This is a genomic window from Streptomyces sp. NPDC037126, from assembly GCF_055605965.1.
In genome coordinates this window covers 141,325-157,552 of sequence record NZ_JBVJTD010000001.1, presented here as the reverse complement: position 1 = coordinate 157,552, position 16,228 = coordinate 141,325, and the positions used below count along the sequence as shown (strand labels likewise).

Annotated in this window: 13 protein-coding genes; 6 read left to right on the top strand and 7 right to left on the bottom strand. The window is 72.7% G+C overall.

The annotated features are described in order from the left end of the window. Positions 1 to 172: 172 nt before the first annotated feature. The 4 genes from ACZ7FF_RS00695 to ACZ7FF_RS00680 all read right to left on the bottom strand — a co-directional run bounded on the left by ACZ7FF_RS00695 (position 173) and on the right by ACZ7FF_RS00680 (position 4,713). Positions 173 to 1,753 carry a sodium/solute symporter gene (locus tag ACZ7FF_RS00695; RefSeq protein ID WP_470809545.1) on the bottom strand — a complete coding sequence of 527 codons (1,581 nt, stop codon included), beginning with the start codon at positions 1,751 to 1,753 and terminating at the stop codon, positions 173 to 175. 26 nt (positions 1,754 to 1,779) lie between these two features. Beyond that, positions 1,780 to 2,268, bottom strand: coding sequence for a DUF485 domain-containing protein (locus tag ACZ7FF_RS00690; RefSeq protein WP_470808294.1), 489 nt, complete (start codon positions 2,266 to 2,268; stop codon positions 1,780 to 1,782). 175 nt (positions 2,269 to 2,443) lie between these two features. Then, positions 2,444 to 4,078: a serine hydrolase gene (locus tag ACZ7FF_RS00685; RefSeq protein ID WP_470808292.1), complete on the bottom strand. Its 1,635-nt coding sequence runs from the start codon at positions 4,076 to 4,078 to the stop codon at positions 2,444 to 2,446. Positions 4,079 to 4,116: 38 nt separating this feature from the next. Beyond that, on the bottom strand, positions 4,117 to 4,713 hold the full coding sequence (locus ACZ7FF_RS00680) for a MarR family winged helix-turn-helix transcriptional regulator (RefSeq protein WP_470808290.1): 597 nt from the start codon (positions 4,711 to 4,713) through the stop codon (positions 4,117 to 4,119). A 239-nt stretch (positions 4,714 to 4,952) separates the two neighbouring features. Here ACZ7FF_RS00680 and ACZ7FF_RS00675 point away from each other — a divergent pair, with 239 nt between their 5' ends. Beyond that, the gene (locus ACZ7FF_RS00675) at positions 4,953 to 6,023 is read left to right on the top strand and encodes an alkene reductase (protein ID WP_470808289.1); all 1,071 of its coding nucleotides are present in this window, start codon (positions 4,953 to 4,955) and stop codon (positions 6,021 to 6,023) included. A 107-nt stretch (positions 6,024 to 6,130) separates the two neighbouring features. Continuing rightward, positions 6,131 to 7,036 (top strand): NADP-dependent oxidoreductase, encoded by a 906-nt coding sequence (locus tag ACZ7FF_RS00670; protein WP_470808287.1) that lies wholly within the window; start codon positions 6,131 to 6,133, stop codon positions 7,034 to 7,036. A gap of 96 nt (positions 7,037 to 7,132) precedes the next feature. Here the strand turns inward: ACZ7FF_RS00670 and ACZ7FF_RS00665 are convergent, their stop codons facing one another. After that, positions 7,133 to 9,592, bottom strand: a complete 2,460-nt coding sequence (locus ACZ7FF_RS00665) for a SpoIIE family protein phosphatase (protein ID WP_470808286.1) — start codon at positions 9,590 to 9,592, stop codon at positions 7,133 to 7,135. A 162-nt stretch (positions 9,593 to 9,754) separates the two neighbouring features. Between ACZ7FF_RS00665 and ACZ7FF_RS00660 the strand changes: the two genes are divergently transcribed. After that, the gene (locus ACZ7FF_RS00660; RefSeq protein ID WP_470808285.1) at positions 9,755 to 10,696 is read left to right on the top strand and encodes a YhjD/YihY/BrkB family envelope integrity protein; all 942 of its coding nucleotides are present in this window, start codon (positions 9,755 to 9,757) and stop codon (positions 10,694 to 10,696) included. A 43-nt stretch (positions 10,697 to 10,739) separates the two neighbouring features. Here the strand turns inward: ACZ7FF_RS00660 and ACZ7FF_RS00655 are convergent, their stop codons facing one another. Both ACZ7FF_RS00655 and ACZ7FF_RS00650 read right to left on the bottom strand, forming a co-directional pair. Continuing rightward, positions 10,740 to 11,417, bottom strand: a complete 678-nt coding sequence (locus ACZ7FF_RS00655) for a GAP family protein (RefSeq protein WP_470808283.1) — start codon at positions 11,415 to 11,417, stop codon at positions 10,740 to 10,742. 234 nt (positions 11,418 to 11,651) lie between these two features. Continuing rightward, the gene (locus ACZ7FF_RS00650; protein WP_470809544.1) at positions 11,652 to 12,395 is read right to left on the bottom strand and encodes a helix-turn-helix domain-containing protein; all 744 of its coding nucleotides are present in this window, start codon (positions 12,393 to 12,395) and stop codon (positions 11,652 to 11,654) included. Between the two features lie 232 nt (positions 12,396 to 12,627). Between ACZ7FF_RS00650 and ACZ7FF_RS00645 the strand changes: the two genes are divergently transcribed. From ACZ7FF_RS00645 to ACZ7FF_RS00635, 3 genes are all read left to right on the top strand, one after another. Beyond that, positions 12,628 to 13,293: a DUF4097 family beta strand repeat-containing protein gene (locus ACZ7FF_RS00645; RefSeq protein ID WP_470809543.1), complete on the top strand. Its 666-nt coding sequence runs from the start codon at positions 12,628 to 12,630 to the stop codon at positions 13,291 to 13,293. 669 nt (positions 13,294 to 13,962) lie between these two features. Next, a complete protein-coding gene (locus ACZ7FF_RS00640; protein ID WP_470808281.1) occupies positions 13,963 to 15,168 on the top strand; it encodes a cytochrome P450 in 1,206 nt (401 codons plus the stop codon). 117 nt (positions 15,169 to 15,285) lie between these two features. Next, the gene (locus ACZ7FF_RS00635) at positions 15,286 to 16,227 is read left to right on the top strand and encodes a D-2-hydroxyacid dehydrogenase family protein (RefSeq protein ID WP_470808280.1); all 942 of its coding nucleotides are present in this window, start codon (positions 15,286 to 15,288) and stop codon (positions 16,225 to 16,227) included. Position 16,228 lies beyond the last annotated feature (1 nt).

Sequence of the window (16,228 nt, the reverse complement as noted above, 5' to 3'; positions counted from 1 at the left end):
CGGGTCGCGGCGTGCCGGGCCCGCCCACGATCACCCGTCCGGCCGCGCATGCGACGCGGCCGCCCGGCAACCCGCAACCCTGCCCAGGCGCGCTCCTCCTCTTCGCTGCCTGGCCGAGGCGGTGCCGTGGCCGGTCCCCCGAGCCGGCCGCGGCCCGTCGTGGAGCGGCGGGTCAGCCCTGCCGGCGGCTCGCTCCGGCGAGGATCCAGCCCTCGACCGCCTCGTACTGCCGGCGCTGTTCCTCCGCCTTCTCCCGTCCGGAGAGCATCGTCCCGGCCCAGCCGAGGGCGAAGCCCAGGGGGACGGAGACCAGTCCCGGGGTGGTGAACGGGAACCAGTTGAAGTCGGCGTTCGGGAAGGCGGAGAAGGGCGAGCCGGAGACCAGATTGGTGCCGGTCATGAGGACGACGGTGGACAGGGCGCCGCCGAGCAGGGTGCACAGCAGGCCGGTGCGGGTGTAGCGGCGCCAGAAGAGGCTGTAGACCAGCGCCGGTGCCAGGGCGGAGGCGCCGATGGAGGCCGACAGCAGGGCGAGCGGCTGCAGGTTGTGATGCTGGACCATGGTGGCCAGCAGGATGGTGGGGACACCGACCGCGAGGGCGGACACGCGGGCCAGCGTCATCTCGCGGCGCGGGGCCGTCTCCCGCTTGCGGGCGGCGAACACGTCGTGGGCGAGGGTGTTGGCGCAGGCCAGGATCATCCCGGCGACCGAGGCGAGCAGGGTGAGGAAGAGCGCCGTGGTCACCGTGGTGAACAGCAGCGTCTCCGCCGTCGACACGTCCGCCCCCAACGCCGCCCGGGAGCCCAGCAGATAGGCCGTCGTGCCCTGCGGGTCGGCGCCCGCGATCGTCGCCCGCCCGATCAGCGCCGTCGCGCCGAAGCCCACGATCGTGATGATCAGCATGAAGAGGGCCACGCACGGCACCGCCCACGACATCGAGCGGCGGATCTGCCGGGCGCTGCCCGCGGTGTACATGCGCATGGTGACGTGCGGCAGACACGCGCTGCCGAGGACGACGGTCAGCTCGGTGCTGATCATGTCGAGCCGGGGGCTGGGCCCGCCCGCGAACTCCAGGCCCGAGTGGAGGTAGGCCGACCCCGTCCCGCTGTGCCGCCCCGCCGCGGCCAGCAGCGCGCCCGGGTCCCAGTCGAACTGCCGCAGGACGAGTACGGCGACGACCGCGCCGGACCCGAGCAGCATCATGATCTTCAGGATCTGGACGAGGGCCGTGCCCTTCATGCCGCCGATCGCCGCGTAGCTGATCATCAGCGCGCCGATCCCGATGACGCACCCGGTCTTCAGCGAGTCGCCGGAGAAGCCGAGGATGAACGCCAGCAGGTCTCCGGTGCCCGCGAGCTGGACCAGCATCATCGGCACCAGGGCCAGGATGGTGGCGGCGCACGCGGCCATGCGCACCGCCCGTCCCGGCATGCGCCGCGCGATCACGTCGCCCATGGTGAACCGGCCCGCGTTGCGCAGCGGTTCGGCCAGCAGGAACATCAGCAGCATGAGGGAGAGCGCGATGCTCAGCGCCAGGACGACGCCGTCGTACCCGAAGATGGCGATGACCCCGCTGGTGGACAGGACCGTCGCCGCGGAGATGTAGTCACCGGCGATGGCAAGGCCGTTGCGCATCGGCGACAGGGACCCGTATCCCGTGTAGAACTCGTCGAGGTCGTCCCGGTCGGGGCCCGTCATCACGCACAGCAGCAGCGTGATCGTGGCGACCGCGGTGAACGCCACCAGCGACATGGCCTGTGCGGAACTGCTGAATCCGGTCACCGCGACGTCCCCCGCCCGGCCTCCGCGTCGGCCTGCCTGCGGATGCGGCGCGCGATCGGGTCGACCCTCCGGCGCGCCGTGTACTCGTACAGCCCGATCGCCAGGCAGGCGACGGGGATCTGGAGCAGGCCGAGCAGCAGCCCCAGGGACAGTCCGCCCGACACCGTGCCCGCCATCAGCGACGGCGCGAAGGCGGACAGGACGAGGAAGACCGTGAAGTAGCCGAGGGCCGTGAAGGTCGCCACCCGCCGCTGCGAACGGTACGCGCCGCGCAGCAGACGGAGGTCGCCGTGCCGGTCGGGCGCCGGCGCGTGCGGTGTCCTCCCGCCCCGGGGTTCCGGCTGCCAGGGATGGGCGGGGTACGGGAACGCCGGATCGTACGACGGGTCGTACGGCTGGTGGTACGGCGGTGCCGGGTGGCGCGGTTGGTACGGCGGTGCCGGGTGGCGCGGTTGGTATTCCGGGGACGAGAACGCGTCTGTCATCCCGTCTCTCCTTGCGTGGTTCAGGGCCCGTGCGGACCGCAGGGAGCGGGGGGTGTGCGCACGCTACCCGCAGGTACGCGGTTGCGCGAGGCTTCTCACGTACCGAGCGGTCGGTGTGTTCCTGCTCACTCCCGGCGGCGGCTCCGCGACCGTACGCCCACGGGCGCCGCGGCCCTCAGCGGCTGAAGGTGCCCAGCCCGCCTGCGTCGAGGTGCCCGACGGTGACGCTCGTGGCCCGGCCGGAGCGGGTGTGGAAGGTGACGCCGGACAGGCCGGCGGCGTTCTCGCCCCGTGTCCGGTAGCTGAAGGTGTCGCCCGTGTAGTGCGTCAGGGGGAACGACATCTTCCGCGGGCCCAGTGTCATGCTCAGGTTGCCGTGGGCGTCGCCGGTGACGTTGAGCGGGCCGTAGTACGTGTTCGCGTAGGTGCCCGTGTAGGCGTCCGCGGCCTTGGCCGGGGTGGCGCCGGCGGGCCGCTCGGCGTAGTTCGTCGGGGACTTGGGCGTGTACGCGGCGACCCCCACCACCTTGCGGAAGAACGGCAGCCAGTCGACCGTCGGCCTGCCGTTCTCGGCGATGTCGAAGAACGCCGCGGCCACCGCCTCGGGCACGCCGACGGGTTGCCCGTTCGTCAGCACCACGATGCCGAGCCGTTCGCCGGGCAGCAGGGTGACCACGGTGGCGGCGCCCAGGTCGAAGCCGCCGGAGTGGTTGAGGCGCAGCCGTCCGCGGTCGTCGTAACCGACGTTCCAGCCGAGCCCGTAGAAGCCCGGCTCACCCGCGGGGGCGAGCGGGGCCATGGCGACGGAGTGCGGGACGCGGGTCTCGTCCAGGGCCGCCGGGGCGATCAACTGCCTCCCGTGGAAAGCACCGTTGTCCAGTTGCAGGCGCATCCACTTCGTGAGGTCCTCGACGCTCGAACTCGCGCCGCCCGCGGGCGCCTGGCTGTCGGCGTTCTCGGTGACGGAGGGCTTCCAGCGGCCGTCCGCCTCGACGTGGGCCGACGCCTTGTCGGCGGCCTTGTCGTAGTCGGCGCGCAGATAGCTGGAGTGGTCCATCCCCAGGGGCTTGAACAGTGTGTTCGCCGCCAGTCGTGACCAGCTGGTCCCCGCCGCGTCGGCCACCGCCACCCCCGCCGCGGTGAGTCCGTAGTTGGTGTAGGCGTAGGTCGCGCGGAACGGGGCCAGCGGCTCCAGCCGCAGGTGCCGCAGGATGTAGTCGCGCTGGTACCCCAGGTCCTCCAGCAGGTCGCCGGCGTGGTCGGGCAGTCCGCTGCGGTGCGAGAACAGGTCCGCGACCGTCACGTTCGCGGTCACGTAGGGGTCCTTGAGCGCGAAGCCGGGGTCATGGGCGACCACCGGATCGTCCCAGCCGACGACCTTGCGTCCCACGGCCCCGGCGACGACGGTCGACGACAACGGCTTCGACACCGAGGCCAGCTGGAAGACCGTCCGGGGGCCGACCTTGCCGCTCCTGCCCAGCTCGCGGACGCCGAAGCCCTTCTCGTACACCACCTTGTCCCGGTAGACGACGCCCACGGCGACGCCCGGCACCCCGGTCTGCCGCATCGCGTTCCGCACCAGGCCGTCGAGCCGGTCCACGGCCGCCGTCACCTGTGCCGGCGTCAGCTGGGGCGGCGGCTGCCGCGGTGGCGCGGGGGCGAGCGAAGCGCCGGCGGACGAAGCGCCGTCGGCGGTGTCCACCCCGTCGGCGCACCCGGACTGGACGGCACCGAGCACGCCCAGGGACACCAGCGCCGCGCCCACCCGCACCTGCCGGCGCAGCCTTCCCCCACGAATCCGACACGCCATGATTCCCCCACACTCAGGGACCGGACAGACGCGTACATCTAAGACATACGGGCAGCGCCGGCGCACCCGGAGGACCGGCATGATCGCCCGACGTGACGTCGGCTCCCGGTGTCCGCGCCCATGGAGCCGGCGGCCCGCACCAGGTTGCGCTCCAGGCGTTCCAGCGTCCCCAGTGCGGCGGCCCGTTCGCCGTCGTCGAGGTCGGCCGCCACGAGTTCCTCCAGCTGGGCCCAGACCTGCTCGACCTCGCGGCGCAGGGCGTGGCTGGCCGCCGTGGGCTCGATGAGCGAGGCCCGCTTGTCGGTGGGCGAGGGACGGCGGCGCACGAAGCCGGCCTGCTCCAGGCGGCGGACGGTGCGGGTCATGGTGGCGGCGTCGGAGTCCATCAGCCGCACCAGGTCGGCCTGCCGCTGGGGACCGAGTTCCCACAGGTGCATCATGACCAGCTCCTGGCCCGGATGAAGGCCGATGCGGCGCAGCAGCTGTCCCGCGAACATGCGGTGCAGGCGCGCCAGGCGGAAGATCGCGTGACTGATCGGGCCGCCTCCCGCCGCGGCCGGCACCGGGACGGTCGCCTCCTGCCCCGCACCCTCGGACCCCGGTCCGGGTCCGGCCTCCACCTTGGACTGCGCCATCTCTTCCTCACTTCCCTGTCCGAGCAAGCTGATCCTACCTCCCAACAGGCGCTCTCGCGGGCGAAAGACACCCTGAGGGACGAATGGGCACGTCAGAGCACGTGACGAGCATCACATTCCACCCTCGGAATGAATCCTCCGGATTTACCTGTTCGGACAGATGATTTACTTGTTCGGACAGGCAACCGCGAGGTACGGGCACCGGAGCGCCCGCACCGCACTCATCCCGAGGAGACGTCATGACCACCGCTTTCGACCCGATCGAACTGGGCGGCAAGCCCCTGGCCAACCGCATCGCGATGGCGCCGATGACCCGCAGCCGCGCCTACGGCCCCGGCGCCGAGCCGACCGAGCTGATGGCGACCTACTACGCCCAGCGCGCCGGCGCCGGGCTGATCGTCACCGAGGGCGTCCAGCCCTCCCCGGTCGGCCAGGGCTACCCCGACACCCCCGGCCTGCACACGGCCGGGCAGGTGCGGGCCTGGCGGACCGTGACCGACGCCGTGCACCGCGAGGGCGGGGTGATCTACGCCCAGCTGATGCACACCGGCCGGATCGGCCACCCGAGCCTGCTGCCCGACGGACTGGTCCCGGTGGGGCCGTCGCCGGTGGCCGCCAAGGGCCGGGTCTTCACCCACGAGGGCCCGAAGGACTTCGTGACGCCTCGGGAGCTGAGCGAGACGGAGATCCGGCGGACGATCGCCGACTTCGCCGACGCGGCCCGCAACGCCGTCGACGCCGGGTTCGACGGCGTGGAGATCCACGGCGCCAACGGCTACCTGCTCCACCAGTTCCTCGCGCCCGGCACCAACCTGCGCACCGACGCCTGGGGCGGCACCACCGAGGGCCGGATCCGGTTCGCGGTGGAGGTCGTCACGGCCGTGGCCGAGGCGATCGGCGGACACCGGGTCGGACTGCGGATTTCGCCCGGGAACCCGTACAACGACATCTCCGAGGAGGACCCGGCAGAGGTCTACGAGGCGCTGCTGGAGCGGATCGCCGGCCTGGAGCCGGCCTACCTCCACCTCATGGAGGGCCCGGACCGCGAGCTGACGGCCCGGTTGCGCAAGGCCTGGCGCGGCACGTTCGTCCTCAACCCGTTCACCCACCCCGACGTCACCGGCCCCGACGCGCTGAAGCTGGTCGAGGACGGGAGCGCGGACATGGTCGCCTACGGGGCGCTGTTCCTGGCCAACCCCGACCTGCCCCGGCGGCTCGCCGCAGGCGGTCCGTTCAACGCCCCGGACCAGGACACCTTCTACGGCGGCGACCACCGCGGCTACACCGACTACCCCACCCTGACCGCCTGAGCGGCGGTCCCGCCGGCACGGCCGCACAGTGAGTCGGAGACGCGCGGCCCCGGCCCGCCTGCTTCCACCGCCCCCACCATCTGCTCCCACCAGGAAGTGAGTTCACGATGTCCAAAGCGATCACGTTCTCCGAGTACGGCACGCCCGACGTCCTGCGGCTGTCGGAGGTCACCGCGCCGGAGCCCGGTCCGGGCCAGGTCCGGATCCGTGTGCGGGCCGCCTCCGTCAACCCGCTCGACATGAAGATCCGGTCCGGCCTGATGACGCGCGCCGTCCCGGCCGACTTCCCCGTGACGCCCGGCCTGGACGCCGCCGGTGTCGTCGACGCCGTGGGCGAGGGGGCCGGGGCGGCCGTGGGCGACGAGGTCCTCGGTTCCGCCGTCGGCGGCAGCTACAGCGAGTACGCCCTGCTCGACGGGCCGGTGGCCAAGCCCGGGGCGCTGTCGTGGGAGGCCGCCGCCTCGCTGGTCACGGTCGGCCGCACCGCGGCCCGGGTCCTCGCGCAGCTGGGTGTGGGGGCGGGGCAGACCCTGCTCGTCCACGGCGCCGGCGGCAGCGTGGGCACCGTCGCGGTGCAACTGGCCGTCGCCCGGGGCATCACCGTCGTCGGCACGGCCGGTGAGCACGACATCGAGCGCGTCACCGGGCTGGGAGCCACCGCGGTCCGCTACGGCGACGGCTGGACCGAGCGGGTGAAGGCCGCGGCCCCGCAGGGGGTCGACTTCGTGTTCGACGCCTCCGGTGCCGGTGTGCTCGCCGACTCCGTCGCCCTGACCGGCGACAGCGCGCACGTCATCACCATCGCCGACATGTCCGCCGCCCAGCACGGCGTCCGCTTCAGCGCCGGTGGCGGCGAGGAGGCCGGGGAGTCCCTGCCGGAGCTGGCACGACTCGCCGCCGACGGCGCGCTCTCGGTGCCGATCTGGCGCACCTACCCCCTCGCGGAGGCCGCACAGGCCCACGCCGACCTGGAGGCCCACCGCAACCGCGGCAAGGCCGTCCTGCTGCCCTGACCGCGCCCGCCCACCGCGTGGCAGAAGCTCGTCACCGACTTCCTCGACCGGCAGCACGTCTGAGCACCCGCCCGGGCACCGCGGGGGGCCGACCGGTCAGCAGGTCCTCGGCGGTGCCTCGCGGCGGTCGGCGCAGGGCAGGGGCTGCTCCGTCCACACGGTCTTGCCGTCGTGGGTGTAGCGGGTGCCCCACCGCTCGGTGAGCTGCGCCACCAGGAAGAGCCCGCGTCCGCCCTCGTCCATGCTGCGGGCCCGCCTGAGGTGCGGGGAGGTGTGGCTGCTGTCGGACACCTCGCAGATCAGGCAGTGCGTACGGATCAGGCGCAGGGTGACGGGGCCGTCCGCGTACCGGTAGGTGTTGGTGACCAGCTCACTGGCGACCAGCTCGGTGGTGAAGGCCAGCTCCGTCAGCCCCCATTCGGCCAGCTTCGCCGTGGTCAGCTCCCTCGCCCGGGCGGCGGCGGTCGCCTCCAGGGGGAGCTGCCACGCGGCGACGTTCTCCGGGGGCAGCACCTTGGTGCGGGCGACGAGCAGCGCGATGTCGTCGGAGGGGACGTACTCGGCGGGCAGCAGCGCCTCCACCACGGCGTGGCAGGTGCGGTCCAGCGGATCGCCGGAGTGCGCGAGGCATTCGCCCAGTTTCTCCAGAGCGGCGTCGACGTCGCCGCTGCGCGCCTCCAGCAGGCCGTTGGTGTACAGCGTGAGCAGGCTGCCCTCCGGGAGATCGAGCTCGTACGTCTCGAACGGCAGCCCGCCCAGGCCGAGCGGCGGCCCGGCGGGCGGGTCGAGCACGGTCACCTGGTCGTCCGGGGTGGTCAGCACCGGTGCCGGATGGCCGGCCCGGGCCAGGGAGCAGCGCCGGGAGACGGGGTCGTAGACGGCGTACAGGCAGGTGGCGCCGAGTATCTGCTCGACGGGCGGCCGGCTGCCGTTCGCCTCCAGCTCGTTCGCCAGGAGGCTGACCAGATCGTCCAGCCGGGCCACCAGTTCGTCGGGTTCCAGGTCGAGGCTGGCCAGGGTCCGCACGGCGGCCCGCAGGCGGCCCATGGAGGCCGCGGCGTGGATCCCGTGGCCGACCACGTCCCCCACGACGAGGGCGACGCGGGCTCCCGACAGCGGGATCACGTCGAACCAGTCGCCGCCGATACCCGGTTCCTGGCTGGCCGGGAGGTACCGGCAGGCCACCTCGACGGCAGGCAGGTCCGACGCCGCCATCGGGAGCAGACTGCGCTGGAGCGTCAGGGCGGCGTTCTGCTGCTGCGTGAAGCGGCGTGCGTTGTCGATGCAGACGGCCGCGCGCGAGGAGAACTCCTGGGCCACCGCGGCGTCGTCCTCCTCGAAGGGTTCCGAGTGGCGGGCCCGCCACAGGCTCACCACGCCCAGGACCAGACCGCGCGCGACCAGGGGCACCACGATCAGCGAGTGGACGCCGAGCCCGAGGGCCACCTCGATCCGCCGCCTGTCCATGGCGTACCACTCGGGACGCAGCGACAGCAGCCGTTCGAGGATCGGCCGGCGCTCGGCCAGGCACCGTGCCTGCGGGGACTCCGGGAAGAGCGGGACCACCTCGCCCTCCTGGAAGGGGATGCGGTGGTCCGGGGGCGAGAGAGCCACCCGCAGCAGCGGCCCTGCCACACCGCGCGACGGTTCGTCGCCGTGTGTCACCGCCCTGAGCAGGTCGACCGAGCAGTGGTCGGCCAGGCCCTCGGCGGCCACCTCGGCCAGCTCCCGGGCGGTCTGCGTCACGTCCAGCGAGGTTCCGATCCGGGCGCTCGCCTCGTTGAGCAGGGTGAGTCTGCGGCGGGCCCGGTAGCGCTGGGTCACGTCCTCGATCGTCTCGGCCACGCCGAGGACCCGGCCCGCGGAGTCCTCCATCCGGAACGCCGAGACGGACACCATCCGCTCCCGGCCCGGTTCATGGCGTGCCCGCGCCGACTGCTCCGTGAAGATCAACGGCTCGCCGGTCTCCAGGACGTGCCGCACCCGCTCCTCGGCCGGCCCCCCGTCCTCGTCGACCATGAACTCGCTGGGGCGCCGGCCCACCGGCGCCTCGGGCGGGACACCGCTCGCCTTGGCGATCGCGCGGTTGATCCGGATCACTTTGCGGTCCGTGTCGTAGGTGGCCAGGCCGATCGGCGACCTGCGGTACAGGCCGTCCAGGAGCGCGCGGTCCCGCTCCCAGGCGATGACGTCCGCGGCGGGGGCCCCGACCAGGAGCCACTCCTGGCTGTCCTCGTCCCGCACGACCGCGCGGGCCCGGAAGCCCATCTCCACCCGCTGCCCCTCGCGGTGCCGGACCGGCAGGACGCCGAACCAGCCTCCGGTCCTCATGGCGTCGACGGCGACGGTGCGGGCGGCGGGCATGTCACGGGCGTCGACCAGGAGGTCCCGCCACGGCCGTCCGATCACTTCCTTGGCCGAATAGCCGAGCAGCTCCTGGGCACGGGTGCTCCAGCCGACCACCGTTCCGTGATCGTCGAGTACCGCCGCGGCGCCACGCCCGAGAGCGAACGGATCGTCCGGACTCTCGCTGAACAGCATCGACGGTGTCCCCATAGCCACCACCTTGCCTCCGTGCCTCCGATGTTCCTCCCCTCGGCGCCCGTTCGCGACCCTCGCGTCCGGCCCGCGGAAGATCGTCCTCACGGCGCTCCCGCGGCCCGGCGTGCCGCGGAGCGCCGGGTCTCCCACCCTGGGGTGGTGGGAAGGAGCGACGTCATGCCCAGTACCGGCAGGGTGCCGCGACGGCGCGTGCTCCGTGCGCCCCGGGGAGCCCGCGACACGTCCCGACTGCGCGGCCGGGCACACCGGCTGGCCGTCTCCGCCCGGTCCGCGCACGCCCGGGCGGCGATCCGGTTCCCGGTGGTCACCCATCTCGCGGACCGCATGGTGTCGGTGAACATCTTCGACTCCGCCACGCGTCTGGCGGCCCAGTGCTTCCTGACCGCGGTCCCGCTGCTCTTCGTGGTCGGCGCGTACGCCCCGCCCGCGGTACGGCACCAGCTCATCACCTCGGTCCGTACGGCCTTCGGGATCAACGGCGCCGCGAACGCCCAGCTCGTGCACGCGCTGGCGCCCACGACGGGGAACCTGCGGCAGGCGACCGGCGCGGTGGGCGGGCTGATGGTGCTGCTCTCGGCCACCGCGGTCAGCAGGGCGATGCAGCGGCTGTGCAAACGGGCCTGGGAGATCCCCCGGGCGGGGACCAGGATCGCTCCCTGGCGCTGGGTCGCCTGGCTCGTGCTGTGGCTCGGCGCGCTGCTGGTGCAGGGACCGATGCGCGACGGGTTCGGCGTCGGGGCCTGGCTGGGCATCCCGATCACGCTGGTGGGTCTGACGGGTCTGTGGTGGTGGACCCAGCACCTGCTGCTCGGCGGCCTGATCGGCTGGCGGCCCCTGCTGCCCGGCGCGGTGATCACGGCCGTCGCCGTCACCGCGCTGAGCGTGACCGCCCGGCTGTACCTGCCGAAGGCGCTCAACCGCACCCTCGCGGAGTACGGCCCCCTCGGCTCGGTGTTCATCGTGCTGTCGTGGCTGATCGTGGTCTGCGTGGCGGTCGCGATCAGCATCAGCGCGGGCGCCGTCGCGGCGCAGGAGCCGCCGCTGGCCCGCCGCCTCGGCAGCCCGCCGCCGCTGCGGGCGCGGACCGGGCCCCCGTGACACCGCCGGCCGCGGGCGCGCTCGGCGGCCGGTGTCGGCACGGTCAGGTGGCCAGCACGTCGATGCCGTCGCCGAGCAGCTTGAGGCCGAACACGAAGAAGAGCACCGCCATGATGGCCGCGTTGTGCCGCGCCGCCCATTCCTTCCAGTCGCCCAGCATGCTTCTCGCCCGCTCCCCCATGACGAGGAAGACCCCCAGCGGGGTCAGCAGTCCGAGGGAGGCGACGACGACGAAGATCGCCAGCGCGGCGACCTGCTGTCCGACCGGGATCCCCGACGAACTGATGGACACCGCCGCGGCGATGGTCAGCGGGGCGTTCTTCAGATTGCCCGCGGACAGCAGAAGGGCGAGGAGGAACGTCTTCCCCGGCGTGAACCGGTCGATCGCGGCCATCCACTGGGGCAGCCGCGCCTGCGTGGCGTCGGTGGGGCGACGGCGCCACAGCCGTACGGCGAACAGGACCAGCGCCACGCCCAGGGCGAGTTTGAGGGCGCCCACCCAGTCCGCCGGGTGCCCGTGGCTGCTGGAGTCCCCCTTGCCGCCGATGGCCAGCATCACCGCGCCCAGGGCCGACAGGCCCACCAGCCAGCCCCCGGTGAACACCAGTCCGTTCAGGCGGCCACGGGGCGTCGCCAGCACGATGATCAGGGCGACGATCGGAAGCGGACTGACGGCGACGCCGGCCGCCAGGCCCAGCACGTTGCCCAGCACGTCACCCATGCGCGCCTCCGGCACATCGAGGAACCGCACGTCCCGCGGCCCACGCCACCGCCGGGAACGCCCCGGTCACCTCTCAAGGATCACCCACACCACACACTCCAGCCACCGGCGTCACAGGAGCCTCCCGTCGCCGAGGCACGGAAGCACCGGAGGACGCGGCCTGCCGAAGACGCCGTCCGTACGGCCGGTTCCGCCCGTCCGCCGTCCGCGCGGGGCCCGGTTCGGGACAGGTCGTCACTCCGCCGGCGGCACGTCCTCCGGCGTCGTGTCGATCCTGGTGTGCAGGACTTCGCGGGCCTGTTCGGCGGCGCGGGTGATGCTCTCGCTGATGAAGTCGAGGAAGCGGGCGATGTTCTCCAGCCGGTGGGCGGCGGGGGTGTGCGGGCCGAGGACGGCGACTCCCTGGCGTGCGGTCGCGACGAGCTGGTCGTTGGACCGGGCGCTCGCGACCGTCGCCTGATAGAAGAGCTCGTCGTCGACGATGTAGCGGTCGCGGCGGCGTTCGTCGCGCTCCCGGCGTACGAGGCTCTGGCTCTCCAGGAAGGCGATCGCCTTGGAGATGGACGCCGGGCTGACCTGGAGGCGCTCCGCGAGCCGGGACGCGGTGAGGCTGCCCGTGTCGGACGTGAACAGGCAGGTCAGCACCCGGGCCGCCATCTTGGGCAGGCCCGTGGCCATGAGGACGGTGGTGAGCGTCTCCTCGTACTCGGCGACGGCCTCGGCGTCGCGTCCGTGCGCCTGGGGGGCCGACCGCGGGTCCCGGGAGGCGGCGGGCCGGCGCCGGTGGGCGCGGCGCTCGGTGGCGCGGTGGGCCAGGTCGGCGCGGTAGGCGGTGGGACCGCCGTTGCGCATCACCTCACGGGTGATCGTCGAGGTCGGACGGTCGAGACGCCGGGCGATCTCGGCGTAGGGGAGGCTGTCGGCCAGCCCCAGCGCGATCTGCCGGCGTTCCTGCTGGGTGAGCCTGCCTCCCGGCATCGCGTCTCCTTGCTGGTCACTGCGGCGGTACTTGATCGCCACCATAGCGTTCACTGTCATCCATTGCAATGAAGGACCCCTGCACGTTGCGTTAGCCGTCCGACTGTTGCAACGGTTTTGCCGCTCCCAACTGCATGAATGCTGATGAAGTGCAACGAATGTGTTGCCGTTCTATGGAAAGCAACGTAGCGTTTCGTTCATCAGAAACCACGAGCGAGCACAGGAGAGCATGATGCAGAAGTTCGACACCACCGCCCCGGTCTCCGCCGTCGTGGACATCGCCGCGGGACGTATCCAGTTCATCGCCGCCGACCGCGCGGACACCACGGTCGAGGTCCTGCCCGCCAACCCCGCCAAGGGCCGCGACGTCGAGACCGCCGGACAGACCACCGTCTCCTACGCCGACGGCGTCCTGCGGATCCGGACCCCCGAGCCCGGGAACCAGCTCTTCGGGCCCTCCGGTTCCGTGGAGGTCACCGTCCAGCTGCCCGCCGGCTCACGCGTCGAGGCCAGGACCGACGCCTGCGAGCTGCGCGGTGTCGGCCGACTCGGCGACGTCTTCTTCGAAGGCGCGTACCGCCATATCAAGATCGACGAGGCCGCGAGCGTCCGCCTCACCGCGGTCGACGGCGACGTCGAGGTCGGCCGGCTCGGCGGCCCCGCCCAGATCAGCACCACACGGGGCAGCATCCGGATCACCGAGGCCGTGCGCGGCACGGTCGTGCTCCGCACCGAGTCCGGCGACATCACCGTCGGCGCCGCCGCCGGTGTCTCGGCCGCCCTGGACGCGGGCACCGGCTACGGCCGCGTCAGCAACTCCCTCAAGAACGACGGCACCACCGAGCTCGACATCCGCGCCACCACCTCGCACGGCGACATCACCGCCCGGGGCCTCTGAAGGGCGGCACCGGGACCGGCCCGCCCGGTCGTCGCCGTCCCGGTCCTCCGATCCTCGGGTCCCGTGCACGCGGGACCCGAGGCAGTCGGCCGGACCGCTCCTGACCAGCGGGAATCAGCCGAGCACCCGTGATCGGGAGACGGCTCGCCATGCCTTTGGCCCCGGATTGCGAGGCCCCTCGAAGAAGTCGATGCTGAAGGGGAGGCATACCAACCGATCGTGTGGACCGAGCAGAAGGGCCGCGGTGCCTGCGGCGCGCGGCCCGTCCAGGGAGCGGGTTCCGGATGAGGCTCGCCGGGCGGCCGTCCGGTCGTCGCCCAGAGAACGATCGCCGGGGAGCGCCCGGCCGCGGTGCGCGGGTACCGCGGCCGCGTCGTCACCGCGGCGCTCTCCGACGGAGCCGAGCGGCCGGGGTCCAGGCGGCGGATCGCGGCCGGCGCGCCGTTCCCACCCGGGTACGCGACCGGCCTTCCGTTTCCACCCGGGTGCCGGCCGACCGCCGGGCCGGGGCGCCGTGGCGGGCCGGCCCGGACTCCCCCGGTCCCCGTCCGCCCGTCCCTGGGACCGCGGTCGCACCGACGGGCCGCACACCGGGCGAACCGCGTGCGGAGTCCGCCCGCGCCGAGTGTCCGATTCCCCCTTCCCCGCCCGGAGCCCCGAGGAGACGCCATGACGTCCGGCACCATCTCCGCGCAGATCACCGACTACGCCAGTCGCGCCAATCCGTTCCCGCTCTACGCGGAACTGCGTAAGACCCCGGTCTACCGGGAGGAGGACGGCACCTATCTGGTCAGCACCTACTACGAGGTGCGGAACCTGGCCAACGACCCACGGCTGAGCAACGACACCAGCAACCGCCCGCCCGGCCAGGCCCGCCCCGGGCAGCCGACACAGAGCGGCATGCCGCCCAGCTTCATCTTCACCGACCCGCCCGTCCACGACCGGTTGCGCGACACCGTCAACCGGCCGTTCGGTCCCCCGCACAGCCCCAGGTTCCTCGACGACCTGCGCGCGGACCTGGACAGGGTCGTCACCGATCTGCTGGACGCCTTCGAGGGAAAGGACCAGGTCGACATCGTCGAGGACTTCTCCTACCCCCTCCCCGTCACCGCCATCTGCAAGGTCCTCGGCGTTCCGCGCGAGGACGAGCCGCGCTTCCACGGCTGGGCGGACGCACTGGCCTCGGGACTCGATCCCCACTCCGGCGACAACGGCGGCCCGGAGAAGGCGCAGCGGGCGCACGAGGACATGGGCGCCTACCTGAGCGATCTGATCGAGGCCAAACGCAGCCACCCCGGCCCCGGGATGCTCAGCGCGCTCGCTCCCACCATGACACCGAAGGACCTGGAGGCCACCGCGGTGCTGCTGCTGGTCGCGGGCCACGAGACCACCGTCAACGCGATCACCAACACGACCCTGACCCTGCTGCGCCACCCCGACCTCCTCGAACGGTTCCAGAAGGATCCGGACCTGGCCGTCCCGCTCATCGAGGAGGTGCTGCGGTACGAGTCCCCCGTCCAGTTCGTCCCGTGGACCACCGCCCTGGCCGACATCGAGGTCGCCGGCACCACGATCCCCAAGGGGGCATCGGTCTGGCTCATGCTGGCCGCGGCCAACCGTGACCCCAAGCGCTTCAAGGACCCCGACCGGTTCGATCCCGAGCGCAAGGACAACGAGCACCTGGGCTTCTACACCGGCATCCACTACTGCTTCGGCGCACCCCTCGCCCGCATCGAACTCCATGCGGCCGTGCCCGAACTGTTCCGCCGGGTCAGGTTCGCCGGGCTGCTGGAGGACCCGCCGCCGTACCGCGCCAACGCGGTGCTGCGCGGCCCCCGGCACCTTCCCGTGGCGATCGAGGGCCTCACGGACTGAGCGCCGCGTTGAGCGACCGGTGAGCCCCGCGATCCCGGTCAACGGAGGAGGGAGGACCGCGATGTCACGTTCCCCCGGCTCCTGCACCCACGCCGACCCGGGCGCCGGGGACCGGCGATGAGGGTCGCGATCCTGGACGACTATCAGGATGTCGCCCTGCGCCTGGCCGACTGGGGCTCCCTGGATGCCCCAGTGGACGTCTTCAACAGGCCGTTCGAGGACGAGAAGGCGACCGTGGCGGCTCTGGGCGACTACGACGTGGCCGTGGCGATGCGGGAGCGCACACCGTTCCCCGCGTCGACGCTGAGCCGGCTGCCGCGGCTGAGGCTGCTCGTCACCACCGCGCCCGTCAACGCGGCGATCGACGTCGGCGCCGCCCGGGCGTCGGGCATCACCGTCTGCGGCACGGGGTATGCGGCGCACCCGACGGTCGAACTCACCTGGGGCCTGATCCTCTCCGCGGCACGTCTGATCCCGCAGCAGGTCGCGTCCGTGCGCTCCGGCGGCTGGCAGGTGGGACTGGGCACCAGTCTGCACGGCGCCACCCTGGGCATCCTGGGCCTGGGCCGGCTGGGCACCCAGGTCGCCCGCATCGGGGCGGCGTTCGGCATGGACGCCATCGCGTGGAGCCAGAACCTCACACCGGAGGACGCCCGGGCGAAGGGCGCGGCCCACGTCCCGCGCGACGAGCTGTTCTCCCGCTCGGACGTGCTGAGCATCCACGTCGTGCTCAGCGAGCGGACCCGCGGGCTGGTCGGCGAGCGCGAACTGCGCCTGATGAAACCCACGGCGATCCTGGTCAACACGTCACGGGGGCCCGTGATCGACGAGTCCGCCCTCCTGCGGGCCCTCGACGAGGAGACGATCGCGGGGGCGGCACTGGACGTCTTCGACCGCGAACCGCTGCCCGCCGGCCACCCCCTGCGCTCCGCGCCCAACGCCGTGGTGACCCCGCACATCGGCTACGTGAGCCGGGATCTGTACGAGATCTTCTACCGCGACGCGGTCGAGGACATCGCGGCCTGGACCGCCGGCTCCCCGATCCGCACGCTGACGTGAA

Bases quoted from the DNA above. Each gene is read 5' to 3' on its own strand.
- ACZ7FF_RS00695 (WP_470809545.1), bottom strand. From the start codon at position 1,753: ATGTCGCTGGTGGCGTTCACCGCGGTCGCCACGATCACGCTGCTGCTG.
- ACZ7FF_RS00690 (WP_470808294.1), bottom strand. From the start codon at position 2,268: ATGACAGACGCGTTCTCGTCCCCGGAATACCAACCGCGCCACCCGGCA.
- ACZ7FF_RS00685 (WP_470808292.1), bottom strand. From the start codon at position 4,078: ATGGCGTGTCGGATTCGTGGGGGAAGGCTGCGCCGGCAGGTGCGGGTG.
- ACZ7FF_RS00680 (WP_470808290.1), bottom strand. From the start codon at position 4,713: ATGGCGCAGTCCAAGGTGGAGGCCGGACCCGGACCGGGGTCCGAGGGT.
- ACZ7FF_RS00675 (WP_470808289.1), top strand. From the start codon at position 4,953: ATGACCACCGCTTTCGACCCGATCGAACTGGGCGGCAAGCCCCTGGCC.
- ACZ7FF_RS00670 (WP_470808287.1), top strand. From the start codon at position 6,131: ATGTCCAAAGCGATCACGTTCTCCGAGTACGGCACGCCCGACGTCCTG.
- ACZ7FF_RS00665 (WP_470808286.1), bottom strand. From the start codon at position 9,592: ATGGGGACACCGTCGATGCTGTTCAGCGAGAGTCCGGACGATCCGTTC.
- ACZ7FF_RS00660 (WP_470808285.1), top strand. From the start codon at position 9,755: ATGCCCAGTACCGGCAGGGTGCCGCGACGGCGCGTGCTCCGTGCGCCC.
- ACZ7FF_RS00655 (WP_470808283.1), bottom strand. From the start codon at position 11,417: ATGGGTGACGTGCTGGGCAACGTGCTGGGCCTGGCGGCCGGCGTCGCC.
- ACZ7FF_RS00650 (WP_470809544.1), bottom strand. From the start codon at position 12,395: ATGCCGGGAGGCAGGCTCACCCAGCAGGAACGCCGGCAGATCGCGCTG.
- ACZ7FF_RS00645 (WP_470809543.1), top strand. From the start codon at position 12,628: ATGCAGAAGTTCGACACCACCGCCCCGGTCTCCGCCGTCGTGGACATC.
- ACZ7FF_RS00640 (WP_470808281.1), top strand. From the start codon at position 13,963: ATGACGTCCGGCACCATCTCCGCGCAGATCACCGACTACGCCAGTCGC.
- ACZ7FF_RS00635 (WP_470808280.1), top strand. From the start codon at position 15,286: ATGAGGGTCGCGATCCTGGACGACTATCAGGATGTCGCCCTGCGCCTG.